Here is an 18664-nt window from a genome sequence, read left to right as displayed (position 1 = left end):
ACTCAGGCCATTCCCTAAAAGGTAATCCGCCATGTCCGAGACGCTGCTCAGTTCCCGCAATCTGGCTTTCGAGCTGTACGAAGTCCTCGATGCCGAGGGCCTGACTCAGCGCGAGCGGTTTGCCGAGCACAACCGCGAGACCTTCGATGCCGCCATCAGCACGGCGCGCAACATTGCCGAAAAGTACTTCGCGCCGCATAACCGCAAGAACGACGAAAACGAACCGCGCTATGAAGACGGCAAGGCGATCCTGATCCCAGACGTCAAACCTGCCGTGGACGCGTTCCTCGAAGCCGGCTTTCTCAACGCCGCGCGCAGTTTCGAAGCCGGTGGCATGCAACTGCCCACCCTGCTGTCCCAGGCCTGTTTCGCGCATTTCCAGTCAGCGAACGCAGCGTCCACTTCCTATCCGTTCCTGACCATGGGCGCCGCCAACCTGATTGAAAGCTTCGGCACCGAGGAGCAGAAACAGCGCTTCCTGCAGCCGATGATCGAGGGCCGCTTCTTCGGCACCATGGCCCTGACCGAGCCACATGCAGGCTCGTCGCTGTCGGATATTCGTACACGGGCAGAGCCGGCGGCTGACGGCACTTATCGCCTCAAGGGCAACAAAATCTTCATTTCCGGTGGCGACCATCCGCTGTCGGAAAACATCGTGCACATGGTGCTGGCCAAGTTGCCGGACGCGCCGGCCGGGGTGAAGGGCATTTCGCTGTTTATCGTGCCCAAGTTCCTGGTCAACGACGATGGCAGCCTGGGCGCGCGCAACGACGTGCTGCTGGCCGGGCTGTTTCATAAGATGGGCTGGCGCGGCACCACGTCCACGGCACTTAACTTCGGCGATAACGGTAACTGCGTCGGCTATCTGGTGGGCAAACCGCACCAGGGCCTGAGCTGCATGTTCCAGATGATGAACGAGGCGCGCATCGGCGTCGGCATGGGCGCAGTGATGCTGGGTTACGCCGGCTACCTGTACTCACTGGAATACGCCCGCGAACGCCCGCAAGGTCGCCTGCCCGACAGCAAAGACCCCAGCACCGCGCCGGTCTCGATCATTCAGCACGCCGATATCAAGCGCATGCTGCTGACGCAGAAGGCCTATGTGGAAGGCGCCTTCGACCTCGGCCTGTACGCCGCGCGGCTGTTCGATGACACCACCACCCTGGAAACCGACACCGCGCGCAAGCAAGCTCACGAACTGCTCGACTTGCTCACACCGATCGTCAAATCCTGGCCGTCGGAGTTCTGTTTGAAGGCCAACGAACTGGCAATCCAGATCCTCGGCGGCCACGGCTACACCCGCGAATACCCAGTGGAGCAGTACTACCGCGACAACCGCCTGAACCCGATCCACGAAGGCACCCACGGTATCCAGTCCCTGGATTTGCTCGGGCGCAAGCTCGCCCAGAACGGCGGCGCGGGCCTCAAGCAACTGATCCGCCTGATCGCAGAAACCGGCGCGCGGGCGCAGCAGTACCCGTCACTCACGGCGCTGCGCGACCCCCTGGAACAGTTAGTTAACCGCCTGCAAAGCGTGACGATTGGCCTGCTGACCGACCTCGCCCAAGGCAAGATCAACAGCAGCCTGGCGAATTCGGCACTGTACTTGAAGGTGTTCGGGCACACGGTGATTGGCTGGCGCTGGCTGGAGCAGGCGATTCGCGCTGAGGAAGGCTTGGCCAAGGGCAATGCGGCCGATGTTGCCTTCTATAAAGGCAAGCTCCAGGCCGCTCGGTACTTCCTGACCTGGGAAGTGCCGAGCTGCCATCATGAACTGGCGATTCTGGAGGCACGCGATGACACGTGCCTGGGGATGCAGGATGCGTGGTTCTAACCGCTAAGGCTGGCCGATAGCCTTGGCGATGACGTCGACCGTGGCGCTGACTTGCTCTTGGTAACGGTCGAGTTCCTGCTGGTGCTGCTTTTGCATTTCGATCTGCTCGGCGCACAGGTTCAGCGCGGCCAGTACCAATAACTTGTCACCGATCAGCGTCGGGTACTTTTTCTTGGTGGTGGCCAGGGAAGCCTTGAGCATGGTCACGGCGTGCATCAGGGTTTGATCTTCCCCGTCCGGCGCCTTGATCGAGTAATCCTCTCCGAGAATCGAAACGACCTTTATCCCTTCATTCATGCGCCGACAGGACCTGCGCTCACACGCTCAACCAGTGCCTGGATGCGCGCGGCGGTGGCGCCATGCTTTTCTTCCTGCTCCATCAGGTTCAGTTGCAGGCTGTCGTTTTCGTCCTTGGCACGGGCCAGTTCCGCCTTGAGGGATTCGTTGCTGCCCAGCAGGTCCTGATTTTGCTGTACCAGGTCGCTGACCAGTTGTTCCAATTGGCTGAGGGATGCTTCTAACATTTTGATTTCTCGGGCTTTTTAAAAGGGCGGTGACGATAAAGAAAATTCACCTCGGAAGCCAGGGTTATCCCAGGCCGGCAGCCCGTTTTTTAAGGGCCGGGCCGCGCTTTCGACCCTTAGTGACTGCATTTACCCCATCTGGTTCCTGAATCCCCCCCAACCCCTCGTCAGATGCAATAAAAACGCGCGCGCCCTTAAGACTTTAGTCGCATGGCCGATAGCAGATGCACACCCCGTCTCGTGGCCGCACGGATCGCGCTTCTCCCCAGGATTCCAGCATGTCTCTTCGTAATATGAATATCGCTCCGAGGGCTTTCCTCGGCTTTGCGTTTATTGGTGCACTCATGTTGTTTCTCGGTGTGTTTGCCCTGAACCAAATGAGCAAGATCCGTGCGGCAACGGAAGACATCGCCCAGTCCAGCGTGCCAAGCATTCGCGCCCTCGACGAATTCACCCAGCTGACCCTGCGCCTGCGGGTGTTGTCGTACCGCTTGCTGACCAACCGCGAGCCGGACGTGCAGCAAAAGACCCTGGAAGCCTTCGAACTGCGCAACCAGCAGATCCGCACCGCCCAGGGCGTCTACGAAAAAGTCATCGAGAGCAGCGAAGAACGCGCCGCCTATGACGAATACGTGCGTTTGCTCGGCCAGTACCACCAGATCGAAGAGCGCATGAAGAGCTTGTCCCGCGCCAACCAGATCGACGAGCTGCGCACCATGCTCAACACCGAACTGCTGAGCAACTCCGAGCAAGTCAACGCGGTGCTGACGCGCCTGCTGGACATCAATAACGCGATGGCCAACGCCAGCAACCAGCAAGCCAAAGACCAATACGACATGGCCTTTAAGCTGGTGGTGGGCCTGCTGATCGTTGCCACGGCGCTGACGTTGCTGTTCGCCTGGTTGCTGACCCGCAGCATCACCTTGCCGATCGCCCAAGCCCTGGAAGCGGCTGAAGAAGTCGCCGAGGGCAACCTGACGCGCCCGATAAAGGTCGACGGCAACGACGAAGCCGGCCGCCTGCTGGCTGCCATGGCCAAGATGCAGGACAAGCTGCGCGACACCCTGCAACGCATTGCCGGTTCCGCTACCCAGTTGGCGTCCGCCGCCGAAGAGCTGAACGCCGTCACCGACGAAAGCGCCCGTGGCCTGACCCAGCAAAACAACGAAATCGAACAAGCCGCCACCGCCGTCAACGAGATGACCAGCGCCGTCGAAGAAGTTGCGCGCAATGCCGTGAGCACCTCCGAAGCCTCGCGCGCCGCCACCACCTCCGCCGGTGACGGCCGTGACTTGGTGCAGGAAACCGTCAGCGCCATCGAACGCATGAGCGGCGACGTGCAAGCCACCGCTACGCTGATTGGCGACCTGGCGAATGAATCGCGCGACATCGGCAAAGTGCTGGACGTGATTCGCGGCTTGGCCGACCAGACCAACCTGTTGGCCCTGAACGCGGCGATTGAAGCCGCGCGGGCCGGTGAAGCCGGCCGTGGGTTTGCCGTGGTAGCCGATGAAGTGCGGGCGTTGGCCCATCGCACCCAGCAGTCGACCAGCGAGATCGAGCGGATGATCGGCAGCATTCAGACCGGCACCGAGCATGCGGTGGATTCGATGCGCAACAGCACCGAGCGCGCGGAATCGACGCTGAACATCGCCAAAGGCGCCGGGATGTCACTGGATACCATCAACACCGCGATTGTGGAGATCAACGAGCGCAACCTGGTCATCGCCAGCGCGGCGGAAGAGCAGGCGCAGGTGGCGCGCGAAGTGGACCGTAACCTGGTGAATATTCGTGACTTGTCGGTGCAGTCGGCGACGGGCGCCAGCCAGACGAGTACGGCGAGCAGTGAGCTGTCGCGCCTGGCGGTGGATTTGAATGGGATGGTGGGGCGGTTCAGGCTTTAACTGACACCGGTGCCCCCTTGCGGGAGCTGGCTTGCCTGCGATAGCAATCTAACAGTCAATATCCCCAGTGACTGATACACCGCAATCGCAGGCAAGCCAGCTCCCACATTGATCAGCGTATTCCCACAAAAGCTTTTTGACAGCGCAGCAATTCAACAGGTTAGAATCGCTGGCACGCAGACTGCATGGTCAGTTTGCGCCCCGTCTTCCCAGCTCTGGAGTACTGCCTTTGAATGCGACGACCATCAACAGCCTGTTCTTGATCGGCGCGTTGCTGGTGGGTGCGAGCATTCTGGTGAGTTCTCTTTCGTCGCGCTTAGGTATCCCGATTCTGGTGATCATCCTGGCCGTGGGCATGCTCGCCGGCGTCGACGGCGGCGGCATCATCTTCGATAACTACCCAACCGCCTACCTGGTGGGCAACCTCGCCTTGGCAGTCATCCTGCTAGACGGCGGTTTGCGCACACGGGTGGCGAGTTTCCGCGTGGCACTCTGGCCGGCGTTGTCGCTGGCCACGGTGGGGGTGTTGATTACCACCGGCCTCACCGGCATGGCCGCCGCTTGGCTGTTCGACCTCAATATCATTCAAGGCTTGCTGATCGGCGCCATCGTCGGCTCCACCGACGCCGCCGCCGTGTTCTCACTGCTGGGCGGCAAGGGCCTGAACGAGCGGGTCACCGCCAGCCTGGAAATCGAATCCGGCAGCAACGACCCGATGGCGGTGTTTCTCACTGTCACCCTGATCGACATGCTCGCCACAGGCCAGACCGGCCTGCACTGGAGCCTGCTGACCCACCTGATCCGCGAATTCGGCATCGGCGGCATCGTCGGCTTGGGCGGCGGCTGGCTGATGCTGCAGATGGTCAACCGCATCAACCTGGCCACCGGCCTGTATCCGATTCTGGTAATCGCCGGCGGCCTGGTGGTGTTCGCCCTGACCAACGCCTTGCACGGCAGCGGCTTCCTCGCCGTGTACCTGTGCGGCCTGGTGATCGGCAACCGCCCGGTGCGCAGCCGTCATGGCATTTTGCATATGCTCGACGGCATGGCCTGGCTGGCACAGATCGGCATGTTCTTGGTACTCGGCCTGCTGGTCACGCCCCATGACTTGCTGCCCATCGCCCTGCCGGCGTTGGGCCTGGCACTGTGGATGATCCTGTTTGCGCGGCCGCTGTCGGTGATGGTCGGCCTGCTGCCGTTCAAGGCGTTCCACGGTCGCGAAAAAGCCTTTATCGCCTGGGTAGGCCTGCGCGGCGCGGTGCCGATCATTCTGGCGGTGTTCCCGCTGATGGCCGGCCTGCCCCACGCGCAGCTGTACTTCAACCTGGCGTTCTTTATCGTGCTGGTCTCGCTGCTGGTGCAGGGCACGAGCCTGCCGTGGGTAGCCAAGCTGCTGAAAGTGACCGTACCGCCGGACCCTGCGCCGATCTCCCGCGCGGCCCTGGAAGTCCACGTCACGAGCGAGTGGGAGCTATTCGTCTACCGCTTGGGCGCGGAAAAATGGTGCATCGGCGCAGCCCTGCGCGAACTGAAAATGCCCGAAGGCACGCGCATCGCCGCGCTGTTCCGTGGCCAGCAACTGCTCCATCCGTCGGGTAGTACGGTGCTTGAAGTCGACGATTTGCTCTGCGTGATCGGCCACGAACACAACTTGCCGGCCCTGGGCAAACTGTTCAGCCAGGCCCCGCAACGCGGCCTCGACCTGCGCTTCTTCGGCGACTTCGTCCTCGAAGGCGACGCCCAGCTGGGCGCGGTGTCGGCCCTTTACGGCCTCAAACTCGAAGGTATCGACCCGGATATGCCACTGAGCCGCTTCATCACCCAGAAGGTCGGCGGTGCGCCGGTTGTGGGCGACCAAGTGGAATGGAACAACACGCTGTGGACCGTCGCAGTCATGGACGGGAACAGAATCGGAAAAGTCGGCGTCAAATTCCCCGAAGGAAGTCGTCCGGGCCCTGGACTCTTCCTCTAAACTGCGGGGCTATTGGCGCCACGCCCCCCACCTTATTTACCTTGTTCGACCGGTATCCATGACGACTCTGCGCACCTTTTTAGCTACCGCCCTGCTGGGCCTGACCCTTTGTGTCGGCAGCGTTTACGCCGCCGACCCACCCAGCGCCGAGGCCATCCAGCAAACCCTGGACAAGCTGCCCGACCGCAAGCTGCCTGACGCCGACATGAAGGCGCTGCAAACCATCCTGCAACAGACCCTGATTTACCTGGGCAACAAACAGGATTACGAACAGCGCCTCATCGACCTCAAGCGCCAGCTGGAAGACGCCCCGCGTCAGACAACCGACAACCAGCGTGAATTGGCCAGGCTCAAGGCCACTAAAATCATCCCAGTGACGCAACGCTATGCCACCCTGCCGGTGCCGCAGCTTGAGCAATTACTGGTGCAGCGCACGACACAGCAAGGCGACCTGCAAAAATACATGTCTGACGCCAACAGCATGTCTATCGCCGCCCAGACCCGCCCCGAACGCGCCCAGACTGAAATCAGCAGCAGCCAGACCCGCATCCAGCAGATCAATTCGATCCTCAAGGCGGGCAAAGATAACGGCAAGCCCCTCACTGGCGACCAGCGCAACGTATTGAACGCCGAACTGGCCGCCCTCAACGCCTTGATTCCTCTGCGCCGCCAGGAACTGGCGGGCAACAGCCAACTGCAAGATCTAGGCAACAGCCAGCGCGACCTGGCGACGGAGAAAACCAGCCGCCTGGAGCAGGAAATCCAGGACCTGCAAACCCTGATCAACCAGAAACGCTTGGCCCAGTCCCAGCAGACCGTTACCCAACAGTCCATCGAAGCGCAGAAAGCTGGCGGCAGCAGCCTGCTGGCCACCGAAAGCGCAGCCAACCTGAAGCTGTCCGACTACCTGCTCAGAAGCACCGACCGCCTCAACGACCTGACCCAGAAAAACCTGCAGACCAAGCAGCAACTGGACACCGTGACCCAAAGCGACTCGGCGCTGGACGAGCAGATCAACGTGCTCAAGGGCAGCCTGCTGCTCTCCAAGATTCTCTATAAGCAGAAACAAGCACTGCCAAGCCTCAGGGTCGATCGCGACCTGGCGGACGATATCGCCAACATTCGCCTGTACCAGTTCGAGATCAACCAGGAACGCGAGAAAATCAACACCCCCAGCGCCTATGTGGATAACTTGCTGGCCAATCAGCCACCGGATGACGTCACCCCGCAACTACGCCGCACCCTGCTGGAACTGGCGATCACCCGTAGCGACCTGCTGGAGCGCCTGAGCCGTGAACTGAGCGCGCTGCTGAACGAATCCATCACCCTGCAACTGAACCAAAAACAACTGCTCAGCACCACCACCACCCTGCGCGCGACACTCGACGAGCAAATGTTCTGGATCCCCAGCAACAAGCCGCTGGACACCGAGTGGCTGGAAACCGTACCGGCGCACCTGAGCAAGCAAGTCACCACCCTGCCATGGGCCTCCAGCGTCAGCGAACTGTATGACGGCCTGACCCAGCGCCCGCTGCTGTTCCTGCCATTGCTGCTGCTGATCGGTGCCCTGTTGTGGCGGCGCAAAGCGCTGTACCAACGGCTGAACAAGGTCCATCTGGACATCGGCCACTTCAAGCGCGACAGCCAATGGCACACGCCGCAGGCTATCCTGATCAATATCTTGCTGGCGATGCCGGTCTCCCTGGGCCTGGCGCTGTGCGGCTACGCGTTGCAAATCGACGCCCGTGGGCAAAACGCCAACCTGGGCTCGGCCCTGCTGCAAATCGCCCAGGCATGGTTGGTGTTCTACACCGCTTACCGCATCCTCGCACAGGGCGGCGTGGCGGAACTGCACTTCCGCTGGGAAAAAACCCAGGTCCAATTCCTCCAAGGCTGGGTGCGCAAGCTCGGGCTGGTGGTACTGGCCCTGGTGGCCGTGGTGGCAATCGCCGAGCACCAACCGGCGGCGCTGGCCGACGACGTGCTGGGCATCGCCGTGGTGCTGACCTGCTACGCACTGATGGCCTGGCTGCTGGGCCGCCTGCTGCTGCACAGCCCGACCCACGAAAAAGCCTCACTGTTTCGTAAAGCCATGGGCCTGATGTTTACCGCCCTGCCCGTCGCCCTGTTCATCGCGGTGTGCTTTGGCTACTACTACACCGCGCTCAAACTCAGCGACCGCTTGATCAACACCCTGTACCTGCTGATGTTCTGGCTGGTAATCGAAGCCACCTTCGTGCGTGGCCTGGGCGTTGCCGCACGGCGCCTGGCCTACGCGCGCGCCCTGGCCAAGCGCCAGGCGGCCAAGGAAGCCGGTGATGGCGAAGCGGTGATCGAAGAGCCGACCCTGGACATCGAGCAGGTCAACGAACAGTCCATGCGCCTGATCCGCCTGGCCTTGCTCGGCGGTTTCATCGCGGCGCTGTATTGGGTGTGGAAAGACCTGATCACCGTGTTCTCCTACCTGGACAACATCACCCTTTACGAATACTCCAGCGGCACCGGCGCCAATATCAGCATGGTGCCGATCAGTATCGGCGACTTGCTGGGAGCGTCGATCATCGTCGGCATAACCGTTGCCCTGGCGCGCAACTTGCCCGGCTTGCTCGAAGTACTGGTGTTGTCCAAGCTGGATTTGGCCCAAGGCAGCGCGTATGCAACCACCACCTTGCTGTCGTACATGATTGCCGGCATCGGCTTCGTGTCCGCCTTGTCCACGCTCGGCGTGAGCTGGGACAAATTGCAATGGCTGGCGGCAGGCTTGACGGTGGGGTTGGGCTTCGGATTGCAGGAGATCTTTGCCAACTTTATCTCCGGCATCATGATCCTGTTCGAACGCCCGGTGCGTATCGGCGACACCATCACCATCGGCAACCTGTCGGGCACGGTCAGCAAGATCCGCATCCGCGCCACCACCATCACCGACTTCGACCGCAAGGACATCATTGTCCCGAACAAGACCTTCATCACCGGCCAGTTGATCAACTGGTCGCTGACCGACACCATCACCCGGGTCACCCTGAAACTGGGCGTGGACTACGGCTCCGACCTGGACCTGGTGAAGGAATTGCTACTCAAGGCCGCGCGAGAAAATCCACGCGTGCTGAAAGAGCCGGAACCCCATGTGTACTTCCTCAACTTCGGCGAAAGCACCCTCGACCACGAACTGCGTATGCACGTGCGCGACCTCGGTGACCGTAACCCGGTGATCGACGAGGTGAACCGCTTTATCAACCGCGAGTTCAAGACCCACCACATCAACATCTCGTTCCGCCAGATGGAGGTCTACCTCAAGAACCTCCACGGCCAGGAATACAAACTGGTGGAAGTCGACACCCCGGCCAAGCCCGCCAATGACGGAAGCGCGCAAGAACCGCCGCCGAGCAAACTCGACTAACGCGCCTATCCCCAGCAGAATGCTCGGACATTCTGCTGGAGATGGCCGGTGAAAGCCCTCGACGAACTGACCTTCGACAACCGCTTCGCACGCCTGGGCGACGCGTTCTCGACCCACGTACTGCCTGAGCCCCTCGACGAACCGCGCCTGGTGGTGGCGAGTAATGCGGCCATGGCCCTGCTCGACCTCGACCCGGTGGTGGCCGAAACGCCTGTGTTTGCCGAGCTGTTCAGCGGGCATATGCTGTGGGCCGAAGCGGAGCCTAGGGCGATGGTCTATTCCGGGCATCAGTTCGGCGGCTACTCCCCGCAATTGGGCGATGGCCGCGGGTTGTTGCTCGGCGAGGTGTACAACCAAGCCGGCGAGCATTGGGACCTGCACCTCAAAGGCGCCGGGCTGACGCCTTACTCGCGCATGGGCGATGGCCGCGCGGTGCTGCGCTCTTCGATTCGTGAGTTTCTCGCTTCCGAAGCCCTGCACGCCTTGGGCATCCCCAGCAGCCGCGCCTTGTGCGTAATCGGCTCCAACACGCCGGTTTGGCGTGAGAAACAGGAACGTGGCGCGATGGTGTTGCGCCTGGCGCACAGCCATATCCGCTTCGGGCATTTCGAGTATTTCTACTACACCAAAAAGCCCGAGCAGCAGAAGGAATTGGCCGAACACGTGCTTTCATTGCACTACCCCGAGTGCATGGAGCAACCCGAGCCATACCTGGCGATGTTCCGCGAAATCGTCGAACGCAATGCCGAAATGATCGCCAAATGGCAGGCCTACGGCTTCTGCCACGGCGTGATGAACACCGACAATATGTCGATCCTCGGCATCACCTTCGACTTCGGGCCGTTTGCGTTTCTCGATGACTTTGACGCGCACTTCATCTGCAACCACTCCGATCACGAAGGCCGTTATTCCTTCAGCAATCAGGTGCCGATTGGGCAGTGGAACCTCAGCGCGCTGGCCCAGGCGCTCACGCCGTTTATCAGCGTCGACGCCTTGAAGGAAGCCCTCGGGCTGTACCTGCCGCTGTATCAGGCCCATTACCTGGACCTGATGCGCCGCCGGCTAGGGCTGACCATCGCCGAAGAGGATGACCAGAAACTGGTGGAGCAGTTGCTCAAGCTGATGCAAAACAGCGGCGTGGACTACACGCTGTTCTTCCGCCGCCTGGGTGATGAGTCGACGGCGCTGGCCGTGGCGCGGCTGCGTGATGACTTTGTCGACCTCGCCGGGTTCGATGCCTGGGCCGAGCAGTACAAGGCCCGCGTTGCGCGGGACGGCGACTACAGCGAAGCACAACGCCGCGAGCGCATGCACGCGGTAAACCCGCTGTACATCCTGCGCAACTATCTGGCGCAAAACGCCATCGCCGCCGCCGAGTCAGGCGATTACAGCGAAGTACGGCGCCTGCATGAAGTGCTGAGCAAGCCGTTTGAAGAGCAGGCTGGGATGGAGCAATACGCCCAACGGCCGCCGGATTGGGGTAAGCATTTGGAGATTAGTTGTTCTTCATAAAACCTTTAGATAAACGTTTCCACTGACACCCTGAAACGTTCCGCCAGCCAACGTATTTGCCGCACGTTGAGCTGGCGCTTTCCGCTCAGGATTTCTGAAACAACCGACTGTGTACCTACACCTGGCAGATCACTCTGGTTTAAACCGTGCTCGCGCATCATGTAGCGCAGCACGTCGACGCCACTGGCGACGGGCATTGGGCGATGCTCATGATCGTAGGCTTCGATCCAGTCACTGAGGATATCTACCAAGCTCATCAGCGGGCTGTCCTCGTTTTCGCCGACCAGGCTTAACAACTCGTCCAAACCACACACCAGTGCGTCGTAGTCCGCCTCGTTTTCTGGTTTGCGCATCACTGGCGAAACAAATTGCCAGTGTTCGGCCGCTACTCGCATAAGCGCACTCATCTTATTTTTTCCTTCCATTTATCTTTCTCATAATCGCGGTGATCAAGCAGGTGCTTGATGTAAACGCGCTGCGCCCGATACTCCACGCCAGCAATAAGCCGCAGCTTGTTGCCTCCAATATCGAATACATGAAACTCCCCGACCTTATCCGTGGCGGGAAACATGGCTTTCATCGCCGCGAAGTCTTTGGGGGCGTTTTGCTTCATTACCCGATACCACTGATCCAAAGCCGTTGCTGAACGTGGCCACTTTTCCTTTGCTTCCCAGATCCTTTTCTCGCTGATCACTCGCATGCAACATCCTTATCGCATCTTGCTATGAAGGTTAAACCCGAATCCGAATTATCGCAATTTGCTATATTTGCAAACAGACAGATGGCGTAAAACAGAACAAGCGCTGACAGCTTAGATAGGCCGCCTCACACCAGCTTGGGCAAACTGTGAGTGGATGAGTCATTTGCTCCACACCTTGATAAACCCGGTCGCTGACTCCAAATTCACTCCATGGCCAATTCCAAGGAGCCCACCATGTCCGAACCTCTCGTCATCCCCTGCCCTCATTGCAACGGCCTCAACCGCATCCCCGGCGAGCGCCTGGGTGATGCGCCGAAATGCGGGCGCTGTAAGCAACCGGTGTTGCTGAACAAGCCCTTTGAGCTGAAACAAGGCGACTACGCGAGCCAAATAAAAGGCGACCTGCCGTTGCTGGTGGATGTGTGGGCCGAATGGTGTGGGCCGTGCAAGTCGTTTGCGCCGGTGTTTGAGCAGGCGGCTGGGCAGTTGGAGGGTAAGTGTCGGTTGGCCAAGCTGGACAGCGAGGCTAATCAGCAGCTGTCGGCGCAGTTGGGGATTCGCTCGATTCCCAGTTTGATTCTGTTCAAGAACGGCCGCGAAGTGGCGCGCCAGAGTGGGGCGTTTCCGTTGCCGCAGTTGATGAGTTGGTTGCGCAGCCAGGGCGTGTAACCCAAACCCAATATCAACTCGGTCAAATGTGGGAGCTGGCTTGCCTGCGATGGCATCACCTCGGTCTAACTGAAGACCAAGTTGCCTGCATCGCAGGCAAGCCAGCCCCCACAGTTTGACCGCGCTTTAAGCTCGGGGTACGGGGGTTTCGCGGTCCATCATCTGGCCTACGAGTTGTACGCCGAGTTCGCTTAATTGGTGGATGGCCAGGGCGACGTCGCGGTGTTCGCCGGTGAGGTCGCTGGATAGCTTGAGTAGCAGCGTGCGCACGGAAGAGAAGGTTTCGTAGCTGTTAAGCACGAGGGTTTCGGTGGGGAGGTTGGGTGCAACGGTATAAAGGTTAACTATGATGGAACGTCTCCTAGTAGAAGCCGCAACCAGCCGCTACTAAACGGAGGGTGGCAGCTGTACGCAGGTTAGTAGACCGGGGAGACGCAAACCGGCGCGCTCGAAAGCGCCCTCCGTACAGCCACCATCACGTTCAGGAAGGTCCTGACCGAAGAGTTGCTGTACGTCTCACCACGGGCTACTAAACCCGATCACCGAACATTCAGTGACCGAAGAACCTTAAAGACGCCCATCCAGACGCACAAGCCGGGCGATTCTGGCTTATCTGTAGGCAATGAGACAAGGCACACCCCCGCTTGCCAGACCCTTCCTACAGCCCCTGTGGGAACAATCCAAATCCCCCTGCAGGAATGCAAACCAAATGTGGGAGCTGGCTTGCCTGCGATGGCATCACCTCGGTCTAACTGGCAGACCGAGTTGCCTGCATCGCAGGCAAGCCAGCTCCCACAGGGTTATTGTGGTGCTGGCAAGAGTCACGCGTTTTCCAGCAAGTTATGCAACTCCACAAACTGCTGCGTCAGCTTATGCCGTGGGTCCAGGTGGATCAGTGGCTTGTTCTCCTGATGCGACTCGCGCATGCGCACGGAGCTGGCCAGGTACACCGGCAGCACCGGCAGGCCCTCGGCAATCAACTCATCGAGCATCTGCTGAGGCAGGCTTGCGCGGGCCTGGAACTGATTGACCACGATGCCTTCCACTTCCAGGCCTTCGTTGTGGTCTTCCTTCAATTCTTCGATTTCTGCCAGCAGGCCATACAGCGCCTGGCGCGAGAAACTGTCGCAATCGAAAGGGATCAACACGCGATCAGCGGCAATCAGCGCCGATACCGCATAGAAATTCAGCGCCGGCGGCGTATCCAGGTAAATTCGGTCGTAATCTTCGCTCAACTCGTCCAGCAGCTTTCGCAGCTTGTTGATCTTGTGCTTGGCTTCAAGTTTGGGCTGCAGGTCCGCGAGCTCGGCGGTCGCGGTGATGACGTGCAGGTTGTCGAACGGCGTTTCGTAGATATCCACGCGGTTCTTCTTGGAAAACGGCCCGGAAGACAGGGTTTGCTTGAAGAACTCGGCAATGCCCATCGGGATATCGTCGCCGGTCAGCCCGGTGAGGTACTGGGTTGAGTTGGCTTGTGCATCGAGGTCCACCAACAGGGTTCGATAGCCTTCACTGGCGCTGACCGCCGCCAGGTTGCAGGCAATGCTGGACTTGCCAACGCCGCCTTTCTGATTGAACACCACACGCCGCATGGAAAAACCTCCGTGTATCAATGAATGTCCGAGTGTAGAGGGCAAAAGCGCCTGTTAGCTACCTCGTTCATTCATGCACTGCTGCATCAACCGCGCGTCTCACCTCGACTGACATACGTAGCCGATACGCAAAAAGGAATATTCCTACAAGCCAGTCCGGCATCGGGTAAAGGACAATCGGTAAATCTTTACTACCAAATTGTAATTAGCCATGAACAATTCTTTACCAACGTTTGCTAGAACCCCGCAGCACCGGGATAATGCGCGCCACTCGGCTATTGCTCCCTGTCCCGGTATTCGGGGCCAACGGCCGCACATGGAAGCCCGCAGGGGCGGGATAACTTCTCAGTGATCACTTTCAACATCGCCCAATGGCGCGCCTGGGCTCCCGGCCTGGAAAGTGCGCACGACTGGCACGCCTGGTGCCAAGCCCCGGTGTTGCTGCCTGCCAGCGATGCTTCGCCGGACGTATCCTTCCTGCCGGCCATGCAGCGCCGCCGCCTGAGCCGACTGGCGCGCATGGCCTTTAGCGTGGGTTGGCCGCTGGCCGAAGGCCTGCAAGACCTGCCACTCGTGTTTATTTCACGACACGGCGAAACCCCGCGCACCCTCGATATTCTCAGCGACCTGGCCAATGATCAGCCCCTATCGCCGACCCAGTTCAGCCTGTCGGTGCACAACGCGGTGATCGGCCTGTGGTCGATCCTGCGCAATGAAACCAGCGAAATGACTGCCCTAGCCGCCGCCGGCGATGGCCTGGAGCACGGCATGCTCGAAGCCGCCGCGCTGCTCAACGAGGGCGCCCCCGCGGTGTTGCTGGTAATCACCGAAGAACAACCGCCCGAGGCCTATGCCAGCTGGATCCATGACGTGCCCTTTCCCTACGCCGTCGGCCTGCTGCTGACACCGGGCGACGAGTGGCAAATGGAACTAAACAGCGGCGCTGTCCAACTCAGTCAAACCCAGTGGCCCCACGCCCTGAACCTGCTGCGCACCCTGCTCACTGAACAGGTCGCCTGCCAACATGCTTGGAAGAACCGTGTATGGAACTGGCAACGCAAGCCTTGACCGACAAACCACGGGACGCCTATTACTGGCGCCTGTTCGCCACCGCCGCCAGCTTCTTCATGTTCGGCGTGGGCGGGCTGTGCCTGCGTTTGCTGGTATTCCCGTTGCTCAGTTGCCTGCCGGGCAGCGCTGAACAACACCAGCGTCGCGCTCGCCACACCATCAGCAAACTGTTCTGGTTCTTCATCCGCATGATGCAGCGCGCCGGCGTGCTGACCTACAGCGTCGAAGGAGCAGAAAAACTCGGCCGCCCGGGCCAGATGATCGTCGCCAACCACCCGTCGCTGATCGACGTGGTGTTTTTGATCGGCCTGATGCGCCAGACCAATTGCGTGGTCAAGCAGAGCCTGTTCCAGAACCCGTTCACCCGTGGGCCGGTGCGCGATGCAGGCTATATCAGCAATGACGGCAGCGCCGAAATGCTCGATGCCGCCGCCGAGGCACTGCGCCAAGGCCAGACCCTGATCATCTTTCCGGAAGGCACCCGCACCACACCTGGCGCGGCGCCCGCCTTTCATCGCGGTGGCGCCGCCATTGCGCTGCGCGGTGCGACAATCATCACCCCGGTGGTGATCAAGGTCAGCCCCACCACCTTGACCAAGGCAGAACCCTGGTACCGCATTCCTAAACGTCGATTTCATTTCAGTTTGCGCGTGGGTGCCGATATAGAACCACACGCCTTTGCCGCACTCGGGCCCGCGCCCCAGGCTTCACGCAAGCTCAACGATTACCTGCACCACTATTTTATTAAGGAGCTCGCCGAAGATGAGCGACCAACACCGCCTTGAGCACGACATAAAGACGCTGATCATCGAGGCCCTGGGCCTGGAAGACATCAGCGTCGACGACATCGGCAGCGACCAGACCCTGTTCGGCGAAGGCTTGGGCCTGGATTCGGTAGACGCCCTGGAATTGGGCCTGGCGATCCAGAAAAAGTACGGCATCAAAATCGATGCCGACGCCAAAGACACGCGCAATCACTTCACCAACGTGGCCAGCCTTGCGGCGTTCGTCACGGCCAGACAGGCAGCTTGAGACCGGACCATGCAAACTCGTGACGATATTTTCAACACCTTGCGCGACGCCTTGGTGGAACTGTTTGAACTGGAGCCTTCGCGCGTCACCCTCGATGCCAACCTGTACCAGGACCTGGAGATCGACAGCATTGACGCCGTGGACCTGATCGACCACATCAAACGCCAAACCGGCAAGAAGATCGCCGCCGAAGAATTCAAGGCTGTGCGCACCGTAAACGACGTGGTTGAGGCGGTGTACCGTCTGGTCACACCTGCCGCATGAGCCGGCTGATCGGCCTTGGCCTGTTGCTGGCGGGGCTGCTGTATCCGTTTGCGGTGTATTACGGCACCGAGCACTTTGCGCCGTGGCAATTCGGCTTGCTGCTGGGCAGCCTGTGGCTGCTGCGTGCGCTGACCGGCGCACGACGCCCCGGCAGCCGCTGGATGGCGGTGGCGGTGATTGTGTTTTGCCTGTTACTGGCCTGGTTCGACAACCCGCAGCTGCTGCGCTGGTACCCCAGCCTGGTCAGCGCCTTCATGCTGGCACTGTTCGGCCTGAGCCTGAAATACGGCCCGCCAATGGTCGAGCGCCTGGCGCGCATGACCGACCCGCACCTGCCGCCCAAGGCAATTATCTATACGCGCCAGGTCACCGTGGTGTGGAGTGTGTTTTTTCTGTGTAATGGCCTACTCGCCGCCGCCCTCACCTTATGGGCGCCGCTGAGCTGGTGGACGTTGTACAACGGCCTGATCGCCTACGGGCTGATGGGGTTGTTGTTTGCCGTGGAATGGCTGGTACGACAAAGGGTTCGAGGCCGCGTATGAATGGGTTGAAACTTGAGCACCTGCTGCTTGAGCCGCTGGAACAGCGTTTGGTCACCACCGAACCTGCGATGAATCACGCCCAGCTGTGGGCGCAATCCCTGAGCCTGGCGGCAGGCTTGCAGGCGCGCGGTATCCAGCGTCTGGCCGTGCACCTGGAAGACGCAGGCCTGCTGGCGATTGCCCTGCTCGGCGCCTGGCGTGCCGGCGCCAGCGTGTTGCTGCCCGCCGACCTGCAGCCCCAAACGCGCCAGCGCTGGGACGACGCCGTGGATGCCTGGCTGATTGAGGCCGCCGATCTTGACGCGCTGTATCAGCCGCCGTTGAGCGCCGCCGCACTCGACCTGGATACCTGCCAACTGAGCCTGTGTACCTCCGGCTCCAGTGGCGAACCCAAGCGCATCGACAAGACCCTGCGCCAACTGGCTAACGAAGTTCAGGCGCTGGAAACCCTGTGGGGTGCGGACCTTAAAGACGCGTGCATCATCGGCAGCGTTGCCACCCAACACATCTACGGTTTGTTGTTCCGGGTGTTGTGGCCGTTGTGCGCCGGTCGCACCTTTGTGCGCAAACAACTGGCCTTCCCCGAAGACATGCAGCGCGCTAGCCGCGAACACCCACAATTCGCCTGGGTCGCCAGCCCCGCGCTGCTCAAGCGCATGGGCGACAACCTCGACTGGCCCGCGCTGAGCCAGGTGGCACGGGTGTTTTCCTCCGGTGGCGCGTTGCCCATCGAGGCCGCCGGCAGCCTTTATGACCGTTTGCAGCAATGGCCGACGGAAATCCTCGGTAGCTCGGAAACCGGCGGCATCGCCTGGCGCCAAGGCGCGCAGCCGTGGCAGCCGTTCGCCGACGTAGCGCTGAGCCAGGATGCCGACGGCGCCCTGCGCATTGCGTCGCCTTACCTGCCCGAGGGGCATATCGAACAGACCGCCGACGCCGCCCGCATTCATTCCGATGGCCGCTTTGAGCTGCTGGGCCGCCTGGACCGCATCGTCAAGCTGGAAGAAAAACGCATCTCCCTGCCCATGTTGGAGCAGGCGCTGATGGCCCACGCCTGGGTCGCCGAAACCCGCCTGGGCGTGGTGCAGGAAAACCGCGCCTCCCTCGGCGCGCTGGTGGTGCTGAGCGCCGATGGCCTGCATGCGCTGCGCAATCAGGGCCGCCGCACCGTCACCCAAACCTTACGCCAGCACCTGAGCCAACACTGCGAAGCACTGGCCCTGCCACGTCGCTGGCGGTTGCTGCGCCAGTTGCCACTGAATGCTCAAGGCAAACTGCCCCAGGCGGATGTGGCGGCGCTGCTGCTCGCACCACGGCCAAAAGCGCCCGAAGTGCTGGAGCAAGTCGAAGCCAACGGTGAATGGACCGTGCAACTGAGCATCCCGCCGGACCTGGCCTACTTCAGCGGCCACTTCCCGGTCACGCCGGTTTTGCCAGGTGTGGTGCAGGTGGAATGGGCCTTCAACCTCGGCCAGCAGTTGCTGGATTTGCCCACAACCTTTGCCGGCATGGAAGTGCTCAAGTTCCAGCAACTGGTACGCCCCGGCGACCACGTTGAACTGCACCTGCGCTTCGACCAGGAACGCGCCAAGCTGTACTTCGCCTACCGCAACGGCGTCGCGGCCTGCTCCAGCGGCCGGATCCAACTGGT

The 18664-nt window shown here is 60.7% G+C and carries 17 protein-coding genes and 2 pseudogenes; 13 read left to right on the top strand and 6 right to left on the bottom strand.

The annotated features are described in order from the left end of the window. The first annotated feature begins 31 nt into the window (after positions 1-31). Positions 32-1834, top strand: coding sequence for an acyl-CoA dehydrogenase (locus GJU48_RS02085; RefSeq protein ID WP_094949255.1), 1803 nt, complete (start codon positions 32-34; stop codon positions 1832-1834). Between the two features lie 3 nt (positions 1835-1837). Here GJU48_RS02085 and GJU48_RS02080 read toward each other — a convergent pair whose 3' ends face one another. Both GJU48_RS02080 and GJU48_RS02075 read right to left on the bottom strand, forming a co-directional pair. Further along, the gene (locus GJU48_RS02080) at positions 1838-2131 is read right to left on the bottom strand and encodes a cell division protein ZapA (RefSeq protein WP_094949256.1); all 294 of its coding nucleotides are present in this window, start codon (positions 2129-2131) and stop codon (positions 1838-1840) included. Next, entirely contained in the window at positions 2128-2358 is a 231-nt protein-coding gene (locus tag GJU48_RS02075) for a hypothetical protein (protein ID WP_038844376.1), read from the bottom strand. Before GJU48_RS02075 ends, GJU48_RS02080 begins: the two co-directional genes overlap by 4 nt. 224 nt (positions 2359-2582) lie before the next feature. On the opposite strand from GJU48_RS02075, the pseudogene GJU48_RS25570 reads away from it, so the two are divergent. From GJU48_RS25570 to selO, 5 genes and pseudogenes are all read left to right on the top strand, one after another. After that, positions 2583-3359, top strand: a pseudogene (locus GJU48_RS25570) (MCP four helix bundle domain-containing protein); the annotation flags it as partial. A gap of 30 nt (positions 3360-3389) precedes the next feature. Beyond that, on the top strand, positions 3390-4262 hold the full coding sequence (locus GJU48_RS25565) for a methyl-accepting chemotaxis protein (protein WP_371923444.1): 873 nt from the start codon (positions 3390-3392) through the stop codon (positions 4260-4262). A gap of 229 nt (positions 4263-4491) precedes the next feature. Continuing rightward, complete coding sequence (locus tag GJU48_RS02065; RefSeq protein WP_094949258.1) at positions 4492-6234, top strand: potassium/proton antiporter; 1743 nt, start codon at positions 4492-4494, stop codon at positions 6232-6234. A gap of 58 nt (positions 6235-6292) precedes the next feature. Next, positions 6293-9631, top strand: coding sequence for a mechanosensitive channel MscK (gene mscK / locus GJU48_RS02060; RefSeq protein ID WP_094949259.1), 3339 nt, complete (start codon positions 6293-6295; stop codon positions 9629-9631). Positions 9632-9679: 48 nt separating this feature from the next. Then, the gene (gene selO / locus GJU48_RS02055) at positions 9680-11143 is read left to right on the top strand and encodes a protein adenylyltransferase SelO (RefSeq protein ID WP_094949260.1); all 1464 of its coding nucleotides are present in this window, start codon (positions 9680-9682) and stop codon (positions 11141-11143) included. A gap of 5 nt (positions 11144-11148) precedes the next feature. Here the strand turns inward: selO and GJU48_RS02050 are convergent, their stop codons facing one another. Together GJU48_RS02050 and GJU48_RS02045 are read right to left on the bottom strand one after the other, a co-directional pair. After that, positions 11149-11550 carry a helix-turn-helix domain-containing protein gene (locus tag GJU48_RS02050; protein ID WP_094949261.1) on the bottom strand — a complete coding sequence of 134 codons (402 nt, stop codon included), beginning with the start codon at positions 11548-11550 and terminating at the stop codon, positions 11149-11151. Then, complete coding sequence (locus tag GJU48_RS02045) at positions 11547-11843, bottom strand: type II toxin-antitoxin system HigB family toxin (RefSeq protein WP_094949262.1); 297 nt, start codon at positions 11841-11843, stop codon at positions 11547-11549. Before GJU48_RS02045 ends, GJU48_RS02050 begins: the two co-directional genes overlap by 4 nt. A 234-nt stretch (positions 11844-12077) precedes the next feature. Between GJU48_RS02045 and trxC the strand changes: the two genes are divergently transcribed. Beyond that, positions 12078-12512 carry a thioredoxin TrxC gene (gene trxC / locus GJU48_RS02040; protein WP_017138537.1) on the top strand — a complete coding sequence of 145 codons (435 nt, stop codon included), beginning with the start codon at positions 12078-12080 and terminating at the stop codon, positions 12510-12512. A 126-nt stretch (positions 12513-12638) separates the two neighbouring features. Here trxC and GJU48_RS02035 read toward each other — a convergent pair whose 3' ends face one another. Further along, entirely contained in the window at positions 12639-12860 is a 222-nt protein-coding gene (locus tag GJU48_RS02035; protein WP_176462897.1) for a DUF6124 family protein, read from the bottom strand. Positions 12861-13333: 473 nt separating this feature from the next. Then, the gene (locus GJU48_RS02030; RefSeq protein ID WP_012721840.1) at positions 13334-14104 is read right to left on the bottom strand and encodes a ParA family protein; all 771 of its coding nucleotides are present in this window, start codon (positions 14102-14104) and stop codon (positions 13334-13336) included. A gap of 348 nt (positions 14105-14452) precedes the next feature. On the opposite strand from GJU48_RS02030, the gene GJU48_RS02025 reads away from it, so the two are divergent. From GJU48_RS02025 to GJU48_RS02000, 6 genes and pseudogenes are all read left to right on the top strand, one after another. Continuing rightward, a complete protein-coding gene (locus GJU48_RS02025; RefSeq protein ID WP_094949264.1) occupies positions 14453-15172 on the top strand; it encodes a beta-ketoacyl synthase chain length factor in 720 nt (239 codons plus the stop codon). Then, a complete protein-coding gene (locus GJU48_RS02020; protein WP_094949265.1) occupies positions 15148-15960 on the top strand; it encodes a lysophospholipid acyltransferase family protein in 813 nt (270 codons plus the stop codon). The genes GJU48_RS02025 and GJU48_RS02020 overlap by 25 nt, the downstream gene beginning before the upstream one ends. Then, a complete protein-coding gene (locus tag GJU48_RS02015) occupies positions 15938-16207 on the top strand; it encodes a phosphopantetheine-binding protein (protein WP_032904077.1) in 270 nt (89 codons plus the stop codon). Before GJU48_RS02020 ends, GJU48_RS02015 begins: the two co-directional genes overlap by 23 nt. A 9-nt stretch (positions 16208-16216) precedes the next feature. Further along, on the top strand, positions 16217-16471 hold the full coding sequence (locus GJU48_RS02010; RefSeq protein WP_094949266.1) for an acyl carrier protein: 255 nt from the start codon (positions 16217-16219) through the stop codon (positions 16469-16471). Next, positions 16468-17013: a COG4648 family protein gene (locus GJU48_RS02005; protein WP_094949267.1), complete on the top strand. Its 546-nt coding sequence runs from the start codon at positions 16468-16470 to the stop codon at positions 17011-17013. Before GJU48_RS02010 ends, GJU48_RS02005 begins: the two co-directional genes overlap by 4 nt. Then, positions 17010-18662: pseudogene (locus tag GJU48_RS02000) on the top strand (ApeI family dehydratase); the annotation flags it as partial. The gene GJU48_RS02005 and the pseudogene GJU48_RS02000, both read left to right, overlap by 4 nt. Positions 18663-18664: the final 2 nt, after the last annotated feature.

Source organism: Pseudomonas sp. IB20 (genome assembly GCF_009707325.1).
Lineage (GTDB): Bacteria > Pseudomonadota > Gammaproteobacteria > Pseudomonadales > Pseudomonadaceae > Aquipseudomonas.
The sequence above is the reverse complement of the archived record's forward strand: the minus strand, read 5'-3'. Positions and strand labels throughout refer to the sequence as shown.

Coding starts and splice junctions, on each gene's coding strand:
- GJU48_RS02085 (WP_094949255.1), top strand. CDS start 32: ATGTCCGAGACGCTGCTCAGTTCCCGCAATCTGGCTTTCGAGCTGTAC.
- GJU48_RS02080 (WP_094949256.1), bottom strand. CDS start 2,131: ATGAATGAAGGGATAAAGGTCGTTTCGATTCTCGGAGAGGATTACTCG.
- GJU48_RS02075 (WP_038844376.1), bottom strand. CDS start 2,358: ATGTTAGAAGCATCCCTCAGCCAATTGGAACAACTGGTCAGCGACCTG.
- GJU48_RS25565 (WP_371923444.1), top strand. CDS start 3,390: ATGGCCAAGATGCAGGACAAGCTGCGCGACACCCTGCAACGCATTGCC.
- mscK (WP_094949259.1), top strand. CDS start 6,293: ATGACGACTCTGCGCACCTTTTTAGCTACCGCCCTGCTGGGCCTGACC.
- GJU48_RS02050 (WP_094949261.1), bottom strand. CDS start 11,550: ATGAGTGCGCTTATGCGAGTAGCGGCCGAACACTGGCAATTTGTTTCG.
- GJU48_RS02045 (WP_094949262.1), bottom strand. CDS start 11,843: ATGCGAGTGATCAGCGAGAAAAGGATCTGGGAAGCAAAGGAAAAGTGG.
- trxC (WP_017138537.1), top strand. CDS start 12,078: ATGTCCGAACCTCTCGTCATCCCCTGCCCTCATTGCAACGGCCTCAAC.
- GJU48_RS02030 (WP_012721840.1), bottom strand. CDS start 14,104: ATGCGGCGTGTGGTGTTCAATCAGAAAGGCGGCGTTGGCAAGTCCAGC.
- GJU48_RS02020 (WP_094949265.1), top strand. CDS start 15,148: ATGGAACTGGCAACGCAAGCCTTGACCGACAAACCACGGGACGCCTAT.
- GJU48_RS02015 (WP_032904077.1), top strand. CDS start 15,938: ATGAGCGACCAACACCGCCTTGAGCACGACATAAAGACGCTGATCATC.
- GJU48_RS02010 (WP_094949266.1), top strand. CDS start 16,217: ATGCAAACTCGTGACGATATTTTCAACACCTTGCGCGACGCCTTGGTG.
- GJU48_RS02005 (WP_094949267.1), top strand. CDS start 16,468: ATGAGCCGGCTGATCGGCCTTGGCCTGTTGCTGGCGGGGCTGCTGTAT.